The sequence below is a fragment of the Flavobacterium croceum DSM 17960 genome (assembly GCF_002917885.1).
Classification (GTDB): domain Bacteria; phylum Bacteroidota; class Bacteroidia; order Flavobacteriales; family Flavobacteriaceae; genus Flavobacterium; species Flavobacterium croceum.
The window spans coordinates 1-16,795 of record NZ_PQNY01000022.1 but is presented as its reverse complement, the minus strand read 5'-3'; the positions used below and the strand labels follow the sequence as shown (position 1 = coordinate 16,795).

At 32.6% G+C, this 16,795-nt stretch carries 17 protein-coding genes; 11 read left to right on the top strand and 6 right to left on the bottom strand.

The window, feature by feature from the left end:
* Window positions 1-224: 224 nt before the first annotated feature.
* Complete coding sequence (locus tag Q361_RS12190) at window positions 225-932, bottom strand: DUF6994 family protein (protein ID WP_103727009.1); 708 nt, start codon at window positions 930-932, stop codon at window positions 225-227.
* A 411-nt stretch (window positions 933-1,343) separates the two neighbouring features.
* Between Q361_RS12190 and Q361_RS12185 the strand changes: the two genes are divergently transcribed.
* The 9 genes from Q361_RS12185 to Q361_RS12145 all read left to right on the top strand — a co-directional run bounded on the left by Q361_RS12185 (window position 1,344) and on the right by Q361_RS12145 (window position 11,292).
* The gene (locus Q361_RS12185) at window positions 1,344-2,561 is read left to right on the top strand and encodes a site-specific integrase (RefSeq protein WP_103727008.1); all 1,218 of its coding nucleotides are present in this window, start codon (window positions 1,344-1,346) and stop codon (window positions 2,559-2,561) included.
* Window positions 2,562-2,735: 174 nt separating this feature from the next.
* Window positions 2,736-3,824 carry a Fic family protein gene (locus Q361_RS12180; RefSeq protein ID WP_103727007.1) on the top strand — a complete coding sequence of 363 codons (1,089 nt, stop codon included), beginning with the start codon at window positions 2,736-2,738 and terminating at the stop codon, window positions 3,822-3,824.
* A gap of 316 nt (window positions 3,825-4,140) precedes the next feature.
* Entirely contained in the window at window positions 4,141-5,028 is an 888-nt protein-coding gene (locus tag Q361_RS13765) for a hypothetical protein (RefSeq protein WP_169929305.1), read from the top strand.
* 131 nt (window positions 5,029-5,159) lie between these two features.
* Window positions 5,160-5,399, top strand: a complete 240-nt coding sequence (locus tag Q361_RS12170; protein WP_245874634.1) for a helix-turn-helix domain-containing protein — start codon at window positions 5,160-5,162, stop codon at window positions 5,397-5,399.
* A 97-nt stretch (window positions 5,400-5,496) separates the two neighbouring features.
* On the top strand, window positions 5,497-7,623 hold the full coding sequence (locus tag Q361_RS12165; RefSeq protein ID WP_103727005.1) for a VapE domain-containing protein: 2,127 nt from the start codon (window positions 5,497-5,499) through the stop codon (window positions 7,621-7,623).
* A gap of 421 nt (window positions 7,624-8,044) precedes the next feature.
* Window positions 8,045-8,950 (top strand): cysteine desulfurase family protein, encoded by a 906-nt coding sequence (locus Q361_RS12160; protein WP_103727004.1) that lies wholly within the window; start codon window positions 8,045-8,047, stop codon window positions 8,948-8,950.
* Window positions 8,950-10,011 carry an HNH endonuclease domain-containing protein gene (locus Q361_RS12155; RefSeq protein WP_103727003.1) on the top strand — a complete coding sequence of 354 codons (1,062 nt, stop codon included), beginning with the start codon at window positions 8,950-8,952 and terminating at the stop codon, window positions 10,009-10,011. The genes Q361_RS12160 and Q361_RS12155 overlap by 1 nt, the downstream gene beginning before the upstream one ends.
* Window positions 10,004-10,864: an HIT family protein gene (locus Q361_RS12150; RefSeq protein ID WP_103727002.1), complete on the top strand. Its 861-nt coding sequence runs from the start codon at window positions 10,004-10,006 to the stop codon at window positions 10,862-10,864. Before Q361_RS12155 ends, Q361_RS12150 begins: the two co-directional genes overlap by 8 nt.
* Before the next feature lie 14 nt (window positions 10,865-10,878).
* Entirely contained in the window at window positions 10,879-11,292 is a 414-nt protein-coding gene (locus Q361_RS12145) for a hypothetical protein (protein WP_103727001.1), read from the top strand.
* Window positions 11,293-11,316: 24 nt separating this feature from the next.
* Here the strand turns inward: Q361_RS12145 and Q361_RS12140 are convergent, their stop codons facing one another.
* Window positions 11,317-11,871 (bottom strand): RNA 2'-phosphotransferase, encoded by a 555-nt coding sequence (locus Q361_RS12140; RefSeq protein ID WP_103727000.1) that lies wholly within the window; start codon window positions 11,869-11,871, stop codon window positions 11,317-11,319.
* Between the two features lie 1,716 nt (window positions 11,872-13,587).
* Between Q361_RS12140 and Q361_RS12135 the strand changes: the two genes are divergently transcribed.
* Window positions 13,588-14,010, top strand: coding sequence for a DUF6943 family protein (locus Q361_RS12135; protein ID WP_103726999.1), 423 nt, complete (start codon window positions 13,588-13,590; stop codon window positions 14,008-14,010).
* A 185-nt stretch (window positions 14,011-14,195) separates the two neighbouring features.
* On the opposite strand, the gene Q361_RS12130 is transcribed toward Q361_RS12135, so the two are convergent.
* The 4 genes from Q361_RS12130 to Q361_RS12115 all read right to left on the bottom strand — a co-directional run bounded on the left by Q361_RS12130 (window position 14,196) and on the right by Q361_RS12115 (window position 15,935).
* The gene (locus tag Q361_RS12130; protein WP_103727010.1) at window positions 14,196-14,423 is read right to left on the bottom strand and encodes a hypothetical protein; all 228 of its coding nucleotides are present in this window, start codon (window positions 14,421-14,423) and stop codon (window positions 14,196-14,198) included.
* 4 nt (window positions 14,424-14,427) lie between these two features.
* Window positions 14,428-14,691 (bottom strand): hypothetical protein, encoded by a 264-nt coding sequence (locus Q361_RS12125; RefSeq protein ID WP_103726998.1) that lies wholly within the window; start codon window positions 14,689-14,691, stop codon window positions 14,428-14,430.
* 12 nt (window positions 14,692-14,703) lie between these two features.
* Window positions 14,704-15,156, bottom strand: a complete 453-nt coding sequence (locus tag Q361_RS12120) for a DUF5675 family protein (RefSeq protein ID WP_103726997.1) — start codon at window positions 15,154-15,156, stop codon at window positions 14,704-14,706.
* A 68-nt stretch (window positions 15,157-15,224) separates the two neighbouring features.
* A complete protein-coding gene (locus Q361_RS12115) occupies window positions 15,225-15,935 on the bottom strand; it encodes a hypothetical protein (protein WP_211290381.1) in 711 nt (236 codons plus the stop codon).
* 190 nt (window positions 15,936-16,125) lie between these two features.
* Here Q361_RS12115 and Q361_RS12110 point away from each other — a divergent pair, with 190 nt between their 5' ends.
* On the top strand, window positions 16,126-16,617 hold the full coding sequence (locus Q361_RS12110) for a thermonuclease family protein (protein WP_103726995.1): 492 nt from the start codon (window positions 16,126-16,128) through the stop codon (window positions 16,615-16,617).
* Window positions 16,618-16,795 lie beyond the last annotated feature (178 nt).

Here is a 16,795-nt window from a genome sequence, read left to right as displayed (position 1 = left end):
GATGTTGTTAATAACCAACCAATTAAAGATAAATTATATAGTTTCTGTTTCATTCCTTTTTCGTTATTTTCGGATAAAGTTACCACCAACGTTTTGGCGCTTGGCGTAGTGGCGGATTTCGGAGCACAAAACTGTCAATGTACCACAAAAGTTGATGCGAGGTAGAATGTTCAATTAACCACTTCACCCGCCATTGAGCCAAACGCCTGTTAGTGGCTGGCATTCTATTCTGATTTTCGTTGGTTTGCATAATTGTCAATTCGTTTATTTCGTGCATTTATGAAGTCCGTTACTTTTTTTTTATAAACAAGATATTCGTCAACGTCTGTAAATGTTGGCTTTGTTTTAAAGTTGTCAAATGGCAAGTAAAACCGAATATTCTCACTCTCGTCAACAAGGTCATTCAGTAAAAAGAAGTCAATGTATCCTCTAAAATTCTCAAACAAGTCGAAGAAGTTTTTATATCTTAAAAATGTGTCGTAAAGTGGACTTTGTTGTCCTGCGTAAAAAAGTCTGATACATTCCAAAGTCAGGTCAAACCTGTCGTCAATTAAGCTGTTTACTCCACGAGCTTGATTGATTGTAAACTTGTTGTCTATTTTATTTTTCGGAAAAAGTGTGTAGGCACCAATTGTCGAACCAATGTCAAAAAGTTCGTTTACTTCGTTTGGAATTTGCTTTATCAACCATTGCTTTCTTGTCTGGTTTCTATATGAGTGAGTAATAGCATCACTTCCCAAATTGTATTCTCCAAGTTTCGATTTGTGATATAAATACGTTCCGCTTTTATTGTTGTCTAATTCAAAAGCTTGTCCGTTTGGCAATGGTTTACTCCATAACAATTTATGATATGAACGAAGTGTCGGACTTGTGCTGTCTGGGTCGCCACCATTTGCGTCTGTGTATACATTAAACGTAATATCTAATTTCATTTTTTGTCGTATTATTCTTTGCGTGGCGGTCGTCCTATGCTTGCCACTAACGTCTCGTGGCTTGGCGTCAGTTGGGGATTTGGTTAGCCAAATGTATAAATTAAAGACTGAACTTCCAAGTACAAAACCAACTTTAAAGTTCGCCTATAACCCCAATTGCGCCAAACCGCTGTTATCATCATTTTATAATTGCCAGTTCTCAATTGCACTTAAAGTGTTGTATTCATTGACTTTATAAAATTTGACAATGCAATTTTAAGCATAAAAAAGCAATGAAATACTTGTTTTGTTGTACCCAATGTTGTACCTTCGTATCACGATGCACCCAATTGAAAACCCAGTATTTACAATACTTTCACTCGTTTGCATTGCTTTACAAATATAGTACAACATTTCTAATTTCCTAACACTATGGCATCAATTAAACTAATTTTAAGAACACATCAGGCAGACCAAACTGGTCACAGCCCTTTGTATATCCGAATTATAAAAGATAGAAAAACGAAATTTATCACTGCTGGAGTGAAGCTCAAAGAGAACGAGTGGGATGAAGTAAAGCAGAAAGTAAAAAAGAACCATCCCAACAGTGCAAGGATGAACGCTGCATTATCTCAAAAAATTGCAGATGCTGAAGGTCAGGTTGCCGATATGGAAAGAAAGATAAAATCCGTTTCCATCAAAAAACTAAAAGAAGCCATCAAGGGAAAAGAAGTGCCAAACTTTTTTCAATATGCTTATGCTCGATGTGAAAAAATAAAAGGCAGCGTTTCGTTTGGAACCTATAAAAATTATATGCTTTACACTAAGAAATTTGAAAATTATGTAGGCAGCAAGGATGTTTATTTTGATGACATTACCGTTTCGGTTTTAAAGGACTATATGGCTCATATGGGAAATATTCTAAAAAACGGAGCAACCACGCAACGCTATTCTATAATGATCTTGGCGATAATGTTCAAGGAAGCAATTAAAGAAGACATCATTCCAGAATATATGTATCCATTCAACAAACTGACATTAAAAAAAGATACCGAGAAAAGAGTATTCCTAAACAAAGACCAAATCGAAAAACTAACCAATTTAGACCTCAAAGAAGGAAAGAAAGCCGATTTATGGCGTGATTTATTCCTATTCTCAATTTATGCCGGAGGATTAAGATTTAGCGATGTTATCGAGCTGCAATATACCAATTACAATAGCGAAGAGCAAAGAATAAAAAAAGTAATTCGCAAAACAGGAAGATTACACCAGTTTAAAATTGGTAAAGTGGCGATTGATATTTTGAATAAATACATCAAAGAAGATGCACAACCAGATGATTATATTTTCCCAATTATTACAGATAAAAAATCATACAACAAGAGTGAAGAAATACGTTATTTCATATCACAAAGAGAAAATCATTCCGCTAATTTCCAACTCAACCGAATGGGAAAAATGTTGAAACTACCGTTTCCACTTTCGTTCCATTTATCGCGACACAGTTTTGCGACCAATGCATTAAATAACGGAATGAGAATTGAGCACGTTTCTAAATTAATGGACCACACGGACATCAGCACAACGCAGATATATGCCAAAATCATCAGCGAAGAATTAGACAAAGCAGTTGACAATTACATCTTTTAGAAAAGAACGAAGGTAAATTTCAGTCAATTCTACTTTTTAAATTCCATACGAAGGTAATTTTTTCATTTTTTTACTCTCGAAAATCATTTCGAAGGTAATTTTTTACTATTTTTACTCTCGAAAATAAAACGAAGGTAAATAATCCTAAAATTGACTTTCATAAATACATCGACTATGGCAGCAAATTATAACCCGGAAAAACCGTATAACGAATTACCGTTAGTACCACCTAATACCGATTTAGAAACCAAAGTAATTTTAAAAAAGCTAATTACTTCCAGTAGAGCTTTATCCGAACTAAAAGGAGCGATAACCAATTTGCCAAACCCAACGCTGTTTATTGACACCATCAATTTACAAGAAGCACAAGCCAGTTCAGCAATAGAAAACATCATTACAACCCAAGACGAATTGTTTATGGCTTCCATAGCCGAAAAAAAATACGACAATCCAGCGACTAAAGAAGTAATGCATTACAAAGACGCTTTATGGTTTGGCTTTCAAGAAATCGAAAAACGACCTTTCTTAACGACCAATTTGTTTATCAAATTAGCACAAATCATAAAAGAAAATACAGCTTCCATTAGAAACGCATCTGGAACACAATTAAAAAATCCAGCGACAGGAAAAGTAATTTATACACCACCAGAAGGAGAAAATACCATACGTGAAAAATTAAAAAATCTAGAAGACTTCATTCACGCAGAAGACGAAATAGATCCATTAGTAAAAATGGCAATTATTCATTACCAATTCGAAGCCATACATCCGTTTTTTGATGGAAATGGAAGGACCGGACGTATCATTTTGTTATTATATTTAAAATTGGCAGGGCTATTAGATTTACCAGCGTTGTATATGAGTAATTACATCATCGACAACAAAGCGGCCTATTACAACAATTTACGTAAAGTAACCGAAGAGGGCAACTGGGAAGATTGGATAATGTATATGTTAGATATGGTCGAAGAAACAGCGTTAAAAGGCAGAAAACAAATCACAGCAATTGAAGAATTGATGAATACGATGGCTGCTGAAATTCAAGAAAAATTACCAAAAGTATATTCAAAAGATTTGGTAGAAGCATTATTCCGATTACCATATACAAAACGACAACAATTAGAAGCAGAAGGTCTAGCATCATTAAAAACTATTGGAAATTATCTAATCGCTTTAGAAGAAAAAGGCTTTCTAAAAAGTGAAACCGTTGGCAAAGAAAAAATATACATTAATTACAGATTATTAGAAATTCTAAAACAGTAATTCCAATCAAAATTTAAAAATAAAAAAAAATCAATATCAAACTACTAGCGAGTGTAAAGTCCCTATTTTATTGACTTCATCCGATTGTTAATAACTTCATTTAAAATCCTTTAACAAGGATTTTTTTTATTTTCTACATTTGCAAAATAGAAATCTAGTAATTTTTAAAGCAAACAAATCGAAAAAAAGATGATTGCTCTTTACAAGCCAAACAGCAACAAGAAAACATCAAATTTTAAACCGCTTTTAATTACAATTTTTAAATAAATGAATAACAAAAAAGACAATATTACAATTGAATTCAAAGGATCAAAATATGCAAACCGCAGAGTTTGTAGAATTATTGGCAGTGCCTCAGGCACAAGCCAAAAATCCTGTATTTGATATTATTGTCGAAGATAAAATCACTATTCAAAGTTATTGCAATGCCTTAATTGCAAAAATATTAGAACTCAAACAATCTCAATTTCCTGCATTTATCGATTATCAATTCAACCAGGTAAAAAACCCAGAGGTATGGATTTGTAAACTCGAAAAACTATTAGCCAACAATGAAGCTTTTTTCAGCTCCAAAACGGCAATGAGTAGATACAATAAATTGTACTTTCTAATCGAAAAAAAACGTTCAGAGCTGCAATCTTCGAGCGTAAAAGAACCAGTTGCAAAAACACCAAAGAAGTTTATAAATGCCGAAAGTGAAGACCGTCATTTTTCGTTTTATGAAATCAAAAAACAATTGGTTACTTGTCAACGAGATGAAGAAAAAATATTATTGTTGACCAAAGAAATGTTCGAATACCAACAAGCAAGCATCGAATTTATCAATCAAAAAACGCCAATGTATGATGTACAATGTGCTAAAGAAATTGAGCATATTTATGCCTTACAAAAATTGCAAGCAGCTGTAGAACAAACCAAAAGAGAACAAAATCTAAACCAATTACCATTCAAAAAGATGCAAATCAATTGCAATCTAAACCAGTTTATTGATATTCATTACCAGTTTACGAGAGAGTTATTTGTAGATGGCAAATCAATGATTGATGGTTCGGTTAATGACCTAGTAGCAATTATCGTAAATTCCTATGTTGACAAAGACGGAAAAGATATAAGTCCTGAAACAGTCAAAACAATACTAACACCTTCAAGAACAGAAAAACGACCGAAGCCCCATAAAAGAATAGACATCGACAAAATGCTCTAAAACAAAATAGTCCTGAAAGACCATTTCAGGACTATTGGACTTTTTACTACTTCTCACATTTGCATCATAACAATTTAAATCTTTAAAAAATGGATGCAATTATCTTCACAAAAGACCAGTTCACAGATCTAATGAGCAAATTAGACACAATTCAAAGCCAAATCTCTATCAAGGCTGACCCAAAGAAGGAAACCTTTTTAGACAATCAAGAATTCCTTTTACTGATGAAAATTTCAAAACGTACAGCTCAAACCTGGAGAGACGAAGGTAAAATTTCATTCAGTCAAGTTGGAAACAAAATCTACTACAAACTTTCCGATGTTGAAAAGCTATTGCAAGAGCATTACAACAAATCATTCAAAGGACGATAGTATGAGCGATTGTAATGGAACTTGTGAAGTTTGTGTCTGTAAGACAGGCACAAACTTAAAAACTATTCACTATCTATTAATCATTAATTACTCCTAAATGGTAACAATATTCAAGAATTTCAACGAAGTTGTAGAACACAAAACAATTGCAACAATTTTGGAGGAAATTAAAACAGGAAAGTACAAACCCGGCATCATTTACTTGCGTAAATCTTTATCTGAAAAAAAAGAAGAAGCATACAACAAAGCTAAAAAATCACTTCCAGCATTCACACCTTCAGGTAAATTTGTTGGTGGTCGTAAATTGGAATTCCTAACAGAATATTCAAAATTCATAATATTAGACATTGACAAATTAAGTGCAACCGATTTACAAAATGCAAAGAGCCTAGCGGCACAAAGTGAGTTTACTTATGCGTGTTTCATTAGTCCATCAGGTAATGGCTTAAAAATTCTAGTCAAAATCGATACACCAAAAACCGAACACAAAGAAACGTTCCTAAAGGTACAAGCACATTATGAGGCCATTTTAAAACTAGAAATAGACAAATCAGGCAAAGATCTAACAAGACTATGCTTTTATTCCTGGGATGAAAATCTATACCTAAACGAACAAGCTTCAACCTTTCACACTGAACTTGTTTCAGTGTCTGCCCAAACTGTCATCCCGAGCGCAGTCGAGGGAACTCAACAACCGACAACTGACAACAGCGAAGCCATCTACAACCACTGCATCCGCTTCACCGAAAAAAAAGTGCAATACGCGACAGGTAGCCGAAACGTATTCGTACACCAACTCGCGTGTAACCTAAACCGAAAAGGCATTTCATTAAACGAAGCTCTAAGCTTCATACTAACAGACTTTGGCTATGACGAAAAAGAAGTAACACAAACCGTTCACAGCGCCTACGGAAACATTCACGAATTCGCTAAAGATTCCCATCCTCTGGAGGGGTGGCCGAAGGTCGGGGTGGCTAAAAATAGTACTAAAGAAACGAGAACAAAATCTAACTCAATTGGAGCTGATTCCTATGAGGACGACGACGAAGACAAACCAAAACCAACACAAATAGACCGTTTAGAGCTGTTTTTATCAACAAGATATGTATTTCGTCACAACATCGTTTCAGGCAAATTAGAGTTCCAATATTTCGGTAAAAAGAAGTGGAATGTAATGAATGATTTTATAGAAAATTCAATGCTTCGAGAATGTCTAAAAGGTCGAATTAAAACCAATTTATCTTCATTAAGAAACTTATTGTATTCTGATTTTTGCGAACTATTCAATCCGTTTGAAGATTACTTTTTCAATTTACCTACTTACGATGAAAAGACCGATTACATTACCGAATTAGCCAACACAATAACCACAACAAAACAAGAACTTTGGCAGCAATGTTTTAAAAAATGGTTAGTGGCTATGGTTGGTTGTGTTCTTGATGATAAAGTAATCAATCACACGGTTATTGTCTTTAGTGGCAAACAAGGATTAGGCAAAACAACTTGGGTGGAGAAACTCGTTCCGAAACCTTTGAAAGAATATCTATTTTCCGGAACCATAAACCCAAACAACAAAGATACATTGGTGCAGCTGTCAGAATGTATGTTAATCAACTTGGACGAGCTCGAAAACCTAAACCGTTCTGAAATTGGATCCCTAAAAGAAATCATCACAAAAACCCAAATCAGAATGAGAAAAGCATACGGACATAACAACGAAACTATGCCACGACGCGCATCTTTTGCCGGAAGTGTCAATACAGCACAGTTCTTAAACGATAGTACAGGAAGCAGACGTTTTCTTTGTTTTGAGTTAGAAGGCATTAAATACCAGCACGATGTAGATATAAATCTAGCTTTTTCACAAGCGTTGTTTCTTTTAAAAAGTGGTTTTAGATACTGGTTCGACCAGGAAGAAATTAAGTCCATCACCGAGAATAACGAACAATACCAATTGCACAGTCCAGAAGAAGAATTACTATTAACGTGGTTCGAACCTTGCCCAAAAGAAGAAGCAACACTATTTTTAAATGCGTCTCAAATAGCTGCCAAACTTGCCGACAGAACAAAGTTGAACCTAAATGATGGTACAATAAATAAATTGGGAAAAGCATTAAAAAAACACAATTTTACAAGATTAATGCGGCAAGGAAAACCAGTTTATGCAGTTAAAGAATTCTCATACGAAGAAGTCGATGCAAAAAACAAAGAAGTCGAAGAATAAAAAACAACAAAAAAGTGGAACAGAAAAGTTCCACTTTTTTCTTTTTACTCAAAAAAATGCTAATCACTAACTACTATTCACTTCTCACTAAAAAGCACCTTTCTACTTCACTTTGAGGGTGTAAGGTGGTGTAACCACTTTTCAACAGAAACATTTTTTATTTTTTTTCAAAAAATATATCGAGAAACATAAGAACTTATTAATGCAAATTAATAAACCACAAAACCCAGTTTGCACCCAATCTTCCCGATAAATCTGTTTTATTTCATTCCTAGAAAAATAAAAATCTTTTAAGCGTTTTTTCCTTACACCCTAAACCCTAAATTATTTTGCATTATTTTTCCCTATTTTCCTACTTTTACGGTTTTCCTCATTTTTCTTTCCGTTGCTTTTTCGTATTATTGTATTCCAAAAAGTATTGATGTTAATAAATTATTTCGATAACGCAAGTACAACCAGTGTCGATTCAAGAGTTCTTGAAGCAATGTTACCCTATTTCTCTGAGATTTATGGTAATGCTTCAAGCAATCATGATTTTGGTAAAGAATCAAAACAAGCAATTGAGTTATCTAGGAAACAAGTTTCGAAATTAATTAACTGTAATGAAGGTGAAATTATTTTTACTTCAGGTGCTACCGAATCTATAAATTTTGCCCTTAAAGGTTTTGTAGAATCAAATTTTGAAAAAGGCAATCATATAATTACTGTTAAAACCGAACATAAAGCGGTCTTGGCAACTTGCGAATATTTAGAAACAAAAGGTGTTGAAGTTACTTACTTAGATGTAGATAAAGATGGTTTAATTTCAATAAATGATTTGAAAGAAGCAATCCGAAATGATACATTTTTGATTTGCATTATGTATGTAAATAATGAAACTGGAATAATTCAACCTATAAAAGAAATTGGTTCAATTGCAAAGGAGAACAACATTCCTTTTTTTTGTGATGCAACTCAAGCAGTAGGTAAAATAAAAGTTGATGTTTTAGAAAATAACATTGATTTATTATGTTTTAGCGGTCATAAATTAAATGCTCCTAAAGGTGTTGGTATTTTATACAAAAATAAAAATATTGTATTGACTCCATTGTTTCACGGTGGCGGTCAAGAAAACGGTTTAAGAGCAGGAACTTATAATACACCATTGATTGTTGGTTTAGGTAAAGCTTGTGAAATCGCAATAAAAGAATTTAGAGAGAATAGTAATATAATTGAAACAAAAAGTAAATTATTAATTCAAGAACTGTTAGAAAAAAGAAATAAAGTGTTTATTGACTCCAAAATTAAAAAGTCAATTAAGTCAGCAACCAAACAGATAAACTTTTAATGATACTTCCAACTTCAAACAATTTACCAATAAATAAACTTGCATCTGTTTTCGGAAGCACAACGGCTACTTACAAATTTTATTGGTTTCTAGCATTAATTGAATTAGTTGAGGAAGGAAATATAGAAATTGAAAAAAAGAAGATTTTTTCAAGGATGATTAGTAATTCTTGGTACACCATTAATTATTTTAAATTATCTTTTGGTAAATCTGATAAATTTCAAATTGCAGTTGAAACAATTTTAAATGAAGAAGAATTAACAATAGATGCAAAAAAAAGTGATATTAATTACTGTTTAGAAAATTCAGAAAAAAAAGAAATAATTACACAATTATTCCACTTTGACACTTATGTTCCTTATAAATTTTTATCACCGTGGTTTAATTCTATAAAAAATGAAACGGAAAATCAGCAAAAGAACAGAATTTATTCTGATTCAAAAACTTTCGTAAACGATAGTTTGTATGCTTTGCACAAAGATTTTATCGTAATTAATCCAATTTGGATAAATTATTTAAAACTGAACGCAAAAGTATTAAAAGATTATTGCTATTGGAATTTGGCTTTATTTCTTCAAACTCGAAATCCAAATGTTCCAGATATTCCAAGTAAATTGATAAAACCTGCAATTAGAAATGGTTTAGCCAAGCAAACTAATGAATATTGGAAGTTAGTTTTCAAAGAATTAGGTTCAATAAATTGCATTTTCACAAATACAAAATTGTATTTTGATGAAAAGAATTATGCGTTAGACCATTTCGTACCTCATGCTTTTGTTTCACATGATTTGATTTGGAATTTATTACCAATTGAAAAGAAATTTAATTCTTCAAAAAGCGACAAACTTCCTCTATTTGATAAACATTTTGATAAATTTTATGATTTACAAAAGATAGCTTTTGAAATCAATAAACATCATAATTCTCAAAGTAAATATATGGATGAGTTTCTAACTATTTTTCCAAATATTGAAGCTTTTGAAAAAGATAAATTTTCAAATACAATTCAGCCATTGATTACCATTGCAAGTAACAACGGATTTTTATTTATGAATGAGTAATCAAAACCAAAATAGCCATTTAACAGCAATAGAAAGAACTTCTCTTTCCTATCCAGCAAGAATTTTACTAAATCAAAAAAAGATAAAAGGTAAAGTTTTGGATTTTGGTTGTGGTATTGGTAAAGATGTAGAATTATTAAAAATTAAAGGATTTGATATTGATGGATATGATCCATTTTATTTTCCAGCATTTCCAACCCAAAAATATGATACTATTTTATGCTTTTATGTTCTAAATGTTTTGCTTCCCGAAGAACAAGCAGAAGTTTTAATGAACGTTTCAAATCTTCTTAAGCCAAACGGAAAAGCATATTTTGCTGTTCGCAGAGATATTCAATACGAAGGATTTAGAATTCATAAAGTCCATAAAAAAGAAACGTATCAATGTTTGATAAAACTAGCTTATTTGTCAATTTACAAGAATGATAATTGTGAAATATATGAATATGAGCATTATACAACATTAAACAAAGGAAATGCTGATTTAAGTCCGTTTTTAGTTGGAGAAGAAACAAGAGAATTAATTGTTGAAACAGCAACTGTCTATTCATTTTATGATAAGTTTCCAGTTTCAAAGGGTCATGCTTTGATTGTACCAAAAAGATTAGTTTCAAATTATTTTAATTTAACTTTAAAAGAACAAACCGCTTGTTGGATTGTTGCCAATAAAGTAAAAACCATTCTTCAAGAAAAATACAATCCTGATGGTTTTAATATTGGAATCAATATAAATGCAGATGCTGGGCAAACAATTTGGCATTGTCACATTCACATTATTCCCAGATATAAAGGCGATGTTGAAAATCCAAGAGGCGGAATTCGAGGCGTTATTCCAAGTAAGAAAGAGTATTAATTAAAAAAATTGATATGGACGAATTAGTAAGGTCGCATAAATTACAATTTGAAAAAAGCAATTTGTTTATCCAAATTTACAAACAAGAGAATGGTTATGAATACATTAAAATCATTCAAAATATTGGAAATGATGTAAAAAATTCAATTTTAATTAATCCAAATAATTTAGATGCAATAATTGATACATTAATTAATTTCAAAGAAGAAATTGCTTTAAATCAAAAAATTGATGATAAATATTTCATTAAAGAAGAAGATAAAAAATTGATAATAAATACTTTTTTAAAAGGAATAACTATCAAAGATTTAAGTTTACAATTTCGATATAAAGAAGATGCAATCAGAGAATTATTAGTTAAAAACGACATTGAGATTATTGAAGGAATTAAAATTATTCCGAACAAATGGAAGTTTAGAAGAAGATAGATAAAAATCACAATATTAATTTGTCTAACAACTTTTCTCCAAAATATAGATAGTTGGCACTTTTTCAGTTAACCAAACCCCATTTTCAGAAACGAAAAACTCAAATTCATCATTATACATTTTCTCGGAAAGAATTTTAAATACAAATGGTTTTCCATGTCTTTTTCCAACATTTATCGCAGTTTCAATATTTTGACTAAGATGAACATGATGCCTATTTCGTTTATCTAAGCCATGTAACAATATAGAATTTACATTTCTTTCAGCTGTTCCATGATATAAAATTCTGGGAGGTTTAGTTGGCAAATAACCTAATTCAATATTTAATGAATGTCCTTGATTGGCTCTTATTTTTTCAAAATTATCACTAAAACTAAATCTATTTTTGTTATTTGTTTCAACTATAATTTTCAAAGTTTCAAAATCAATTTTATGATTGTATTGATTAGATTTTTCTAATAGAAGATTTGTATTTACCCAACCATTTTCATCAAGTTCTATCCCAATAGTTTCAGGTTTATGTCTGAGTATTAAACTTAAAAATTTACTTAAATTATTTATTTCCTTTTCTGTTTTCATTATTAATTATTTTAACGCTTCTTGAGTGTAACTGTTTTATAGAATGTAAGATATCATGTTCTAAAAATTTGAAATCATTCATATAAAAAATTTAACACCACAAATTAATAATTTTTCTTTGGATGAATTCATCCATTTACTAAAACTTATCAATAATTTTTATAAAAAACATAAATACCTGATTTTTAAATGTTTATCATATTTTGAAAGTGTTTTCTTAAAATTCATTATCTCATTCATCTGCACAAAATCCTCGTTTAGTTCAAGTATTCCTAAACTCACATCTTTGTTTGCTTCATTTCGTTAATTACTTTTCCAATAGTGAGAATATATTTTTTCATTCTGTAATACAAAGGAAGTTTTACATTTCAATTGCCACTCCTTTGCCAACGCTCCAAAAAAAATTACTGGCACAGTTTTTAGAAAAAACACGTACGCTTCGCAACTTGCGCCAGTAATTTTTTTCCCCAAGCTTCTTTACATAATGTGGCATTATAGTTCATTACAAAGCGTTTTTATTGTTTTTTTGGTTTTTGCAATGAAGCTATAATATCATTTATGTAAAACAGCCGCCACACCCAACGCGCTTGCCAGTGGCTCCAGGGCAACTTTTTGAGTAGCTTCCATCGCACCAGCCGGCTACTCAAAAAACCACCCTTCGCCACTGTCTTCAACAACGTTCGCCATTTCATCGGAAACTTTACAGTTATACTTGCTTTCCAGAACGTTCACGGTAACTGTTTTTAGCATCTTTACGCATAAATCGGTAGTATATGCATTGCTTTTGTAAGTGTTGTAAAATGCTTATCAACTCTATTTCTAACATTCACCATATAGGAATAAGCATTTTTCAACACCCACAAAATCAAGAGAAGCCAGCAAGAGTATCATTGTTTTATTTGCCAGAAAATCCGAAATAATTGCTTCAGCGGAAAAGCCGATGCCATACCGTTCCTAATAATAAGTATTATAAACTTGAAGCATTGTCTTTCTTTCAAATCTATGGCATCAACTTTTCCACAAAAGCAATCAGAAACATCCCAGTAAGCAAATAAAAAAATGATACACTTGCACGCGCTACTGCACCGTCGCACTAGGTATTATAATGCATTGTTTTTTGAAGATGCTTTCCATTTTCAGTACAACTTTCCGTTTAAATTGAAACTTCTCATTTCATAAGACGATTAAGCATCCTCAAAAATCAAATAGTAGAAGGAAGAGTATCAATTTTTCAGATGGATAAAGCACACCTTCTTTCTTATCATATTCTGTCATCCATCTACAAAAAATTGATACACTTCCAAGACGTTTTATCTTCCAATTCAACACTCATTCCTTCAGCTAAAATCCGATTAAACAACAACATTTGGATTGGATATTCAAAATAAAAAATAAAAAAAAAGAGAGCAAAACTAAGTTTCAGGTTTACAAAAAAGCAAGTTCAAGCCCTACGGGTTTTAAAAAAAATCTCCACCCATAACGGTTCGCAACAAAACCCATTTCCGATTTCACGCTCATACTTCCGATGATGTATCGGGTAGTATTTTTTTTTAAAAACTTTTTTATCTGAAACCTTCCACTTGAACAGACGGCTTTCTTTTTTTCTTTTTTTTCTTTTGAAAAATTTTATAGGTCGAGCGTAGCGAGGCACACCTGCATTTCAAGAGAAAATCCGCGAAAAATTGAAAATCTAATCAATTTTTAAAGCCGAAAGTTATGACCAATTTTATCATCAAAACTCACCGAGTTGGAACGATTTATTCAAAACCTCATTTATTCCTACTTAACAAAGGGATGAACAGCGGAAAGCCACAAAAAGAGCCATTTACTAACAGTTTTGTTATCATTTTTCAAAACGAAGAGGACTGCGAAAGTCTTTTTTTCATTGCGTATAGTTTATGGCAAACAAAATTTTGGCACCAGCATTTAGTTGGTTCAGTAATTCCGTTTTTACGTCTAAATGATTTTAAAAAAGAATTCAATCCACAATCTAGATTGATGATGGTGGAACACGAGCAGCACCAAAAAAATGTTGCAGCTCTCAAACTTCTGGAGAAAAAAGAAAAGCAATACAAAGAGGATATGATGCTTATAAATGACCTTCGCAGAGCCATTTTATACCGTTACCACAAAAAATAAATCAATCCTGGTCCAAATGGACTAGGATTGTTTGCTCCTCAATCCCAAGCAAAGGAATACATAAGTGCAATATGATTGCACCACTTAAATAAAACGGCGAAAAGCAAAGCAATTGCCATTTATTGACTGCTTTAAACAAAAGAAGCCCCGAAATACGGAGCTTCTAAAGTCAATTTATTGGTTTTTTATTCCTTTGGTTCTGGCTGCTCTTCAGCTTTAACCGCCGTTTGAGAAACCACCGAAATAATACTTCCACCAAGTACCAAGTATCCAGCTGCCGAAACTAATCCGACAGGCAACGCAACAGGTGAAGCGATGATAACTCCACCAACAGAAGCCAAAGCAATTCCAACACTGCGAAGAATTTTAAACCATTTTGGAGTAGGAGCCAATGCTCTATCCACGACATTCATATTTTTATTTTTCATAATCTTGACTTTTTAAGATTGTTAATTCAATTATTTGTACTCTTTTTTCTAAATATTCTACTTTCTGGTTGAGCAAATCATTTCCACTTTTGAACTCGGTTTTGATGATTAAAGCCATCGTTTTTACTTCAACCAAATCTTTTTCCATACTCTTAAAATCGGTGTGTAATTGCTTGATAAAATAAGCCACAATCGAGAGTAGTAAGGTGATTAGTGTTCCAAAAAGTGTAGCGATGATGTTGATGTTTTCCATTTTTTGGACTTTTTAAAATTGAAAATTATTTTCAATTACAATTTTGTTGTTTGGCTCTCTTGCCAGTGCTACCAGTTTTGGGTAAATCATTTTGTAAGCTGCAACACTTTGAGAAACTTGGTAATTTCCATCAACAAAACCAAAACCAAAACCACAAAGCGGACAACCGGCAGTATCTTTTATGGTATTTCCGGTATGGATGTACACAAAACTAAAGTTGGGTAAACCGCAAATCTCAATCATTCCTTCGTGCAGTTTTCCAAAAACTTTTTTGTAATCCACATTTTTAGCTCCGTGAGTGTTCAGCTTCAAACTAAAAACACCTTTTGGAATAGCAGTTTGAGAAGGAATTTTCACTTCTCTAATTTTATCCTCTAACAAATAGCATTGAAAGATGCCGTTAATGTATAACTGGCTCAACGTACTTTCTTTACCCTGTGCTACTCTTATTATTTTGCTTTCCATAGTCTTGATAGATTTGAGATTAAACAAAAAATCCCTCACTTTTGGCGAGGGATTTTCGAAAGGTTTTTCTAAAAAGCATCCTCAACTTTCAAGCAGTTACCACTTGCAAACAAGTAGTAGTTTCCACCAACTTGTTGGTAAAACTCAATTCCGATACATTGCAAAACAGTAACATTTGCTGTTGGAAGAACTCCACCAGGTAAAGTTGCAGTTATGGTTGTTGCTGGAACTGGAGCATACAAGTCCAAGAACGCACTGTATTGAATATCGTTTACCTCATTCAAGTCAGCATCCATAGGATCATAACTGTTTGTGGTAGCGTTGTACTCAAAATCACTCACTACGGAAAGCGAAGTAATCAAACGGAAATGAGTGGCACCAGATGGAGCATTAACCAAATTCGCTGGATTAAAAGCATCTACAACAAAATCACCAGTTTCTCTATCAACTCCGTGAGTTAATGAGTAAGGAGCGTTGAAAATCCCATTGAAAGAAGAGTTTTTGTCAAACTCAAATCCTTTCAAGTAACTACGTTGTGTAGTGATTTCAATTTTACGGTAACCTCTGGCTTCCGTTTGGTCTTCAAGGTTGATTTTCTTCATAATAGAAGTTAATCTTCCAGTTACTTGGCTGTCGGCCATTTGTTTCATCACTTGAGACAAACCAGTTCGAACAGATTTCCCAGCTTTGGCACAAGCGCCAAATTCGTTCATATTCTCACGAGTTCTCTCAAATTCAGGAGCAGATAATACTTGGTCGCCAGTTGGTCCACCAACCATTCCAGCGAAGTAGCCTTCCTGTCCTTTAATTTTGAAGTGTCGGATATCTCCAAGAGTTCCAACGTACTTAATAACACCTTTTTGTCTTGCCATTTTTTTAAGATTTAAAAAGTTAATAATTAGATTAAATTCATAAGACAAATTTCAATGATTATCTTTGAATATCAATAACTTAAATAACTGTAAATCAATGCAATACAACGCAAAAGCACCGTATATAGTGGAAACCCATTGGCAAATTGAAGAAGTGCTTGATGGAGATAGCATCATCATTTGCCATCGTTTCACTCAAATGAAAAAAGAAATCCGTCTTTATGGCTTAGATGCACCAGAAGTAAAACTAAATAGGAAGATGATAGAAGATGAGGAGAAAAGCAGTTTACCTGCCCAATTATTACTCCAATTTGGTTTGCAATCCTTGCACTTCGTTTTGTCGGTTGCACCACCTAAAACGGCTGTAACTATCATTACAGAACAGGAGAACTTTTACGACTACTGGAACAGACAACTAGGATATGTAATATTACCAGGAGGAGAATGTTTAAATGATTTGCTTTTGATCAATGGGTATGCAAAAGCAACACAACAATATTACTGCGGAAAGCTCGCAGAATATCAATTGATGAACCGCCAAGCGCAGCTTAATCAAGTAGGTATTTATAGTTCTGTAAAAAGTTTTTGATTTGTTGTACTTATGTTGTACTAAAGGATTTTTAAATTTTGTGAGTGCCAATAAAATATATACTTCACAAGCGTAATAAGGTTAAACCGCTGTTGTGCGTTCGTACTTTTTTTATAATTTGTTTTTCATTAATTGGTTCAACTTGTTTTTTAATTCTAAAGTTAATTCTACTTTTTTG

Excerpts from the sequence above, each read along its gene's own strand:
- Q361_RS12165 (WP_103727005.1), top strand. The coding sequence starts at position 5,497 with ATGGTAACAATATTCAAGAATTTCAACGAAGTTGTAGAACACAAAACA.
- Q361_RS12150 (WP_103727002.1), top strand. The coding sequence starts at position 10,004 with ATGAGTAATCAAAACCAAAATAGCCATTTAACAGCAATAGAAAGAACT.
- Q361_RS12170 (WP_245874634.1), top strand. The coding sequence starts at position 5,160 with ATGAGCAAATTAGACACAATTCAAAGCCAAATCTCTATCAAGGCTGAC.
- Q361_RS12125 (WP_103726998.1), bottom strand. The coding sequence starts at position 14,691 with ATGGAAAACATCAACATCATCGCTACACTTTTTGGAACACTAATCACC.
- Q361_RS12185 (WP_103727008.1), top strand. The coding sequence starts at position 1,344 with ATGGCATCAATTAAACTAATTTTAAGAACACATCAGGCAGACCAAACT.
- Q361_RS12155 (WP_103727003.1), top strand. The coding sequence starts at position 8,950 with ATGATACTTCCAACTTCAAACAATTTACCAATAAATAAACTTGCATCT.
- Q361_RS12110 (WP_103726995.1), top strand. The coding sequence starts at position 16,126 with ATGCAATACAACGCAAAAGCACCGTATATAGTGGAAACCCATTGGCAA.
- Q361_RS12135 (WP_103726999.1), top strand. The coding sequence starts at position 13,588 with ATGACCAATTTTATCATCAAAACTCACCGAGTTGGAACGATTTATTCA.
- Q361_RS12145 (WP_103727001.1), top strand. The coding sequence starts at position 10,879 with ATGGACGAATTAGTAAGGTCGCATAAATTACAATTTGAAAAAAGCAAT.
- Q361_RS12180 (WP_103727007.1), top strand. The coding sequence starts at position 2,736 with ATGGCAGCAAATTATAACCCGGAAAAACCGTATAACGAATTACCGTTA.
- Q361_RS12160 (WP_103727004.1), top strand. The coding sequence starts at position 8,045 with ATGTTAATAAATTATTTCGATAACGCAAGTACAACCAGTGTCGATTCA.
- Q361_RS13765 (WP_169929305.1), top strand. The coding sequence starts at position 4,141 with ATGCAAACCGCAGAGTTTGTAGAATTATTGGCAGTGCCTCAGGCACAA.
- Q361_RS12130 (WP_103727010.1), bottom strand. The coding sequence starts at position 14,423 with ATGAATGTCGTGGATAGAGCATTGGCTCCTACTCCAAAATGGTTTAAA.
- Q361_RS12120 (WP_103726997.1), bottom strand. The coding sequence starts at position 15,156 with ATGGAAAGCAAAATAATAAGAGTAGCACAGGGTAAAGAAAGTACGTTG.
- Q361_RS12190 (WP_103727009.1), bottom strand. The coding sequence starts at position 932 with ATGAAATTAGATATTACGTTTAATGTATACACAGACGCAAATGGTGGC.
- Q361_RS12115 (WP_211290381.1), bottom strand. The coding sequence starts at position 15,935 with ATGGTTGGTGGACCAACTGGCGACCAAGTATTATCTGCTCCTGAATTT.
- Q361_RS12140 (WP_103727000.1), bottom strand. The coding sequence starts at position 11,871 with ATGAAAACAGAAAAGGAAATAAATAATTTAAGTAAATTTTTAAGTTTA.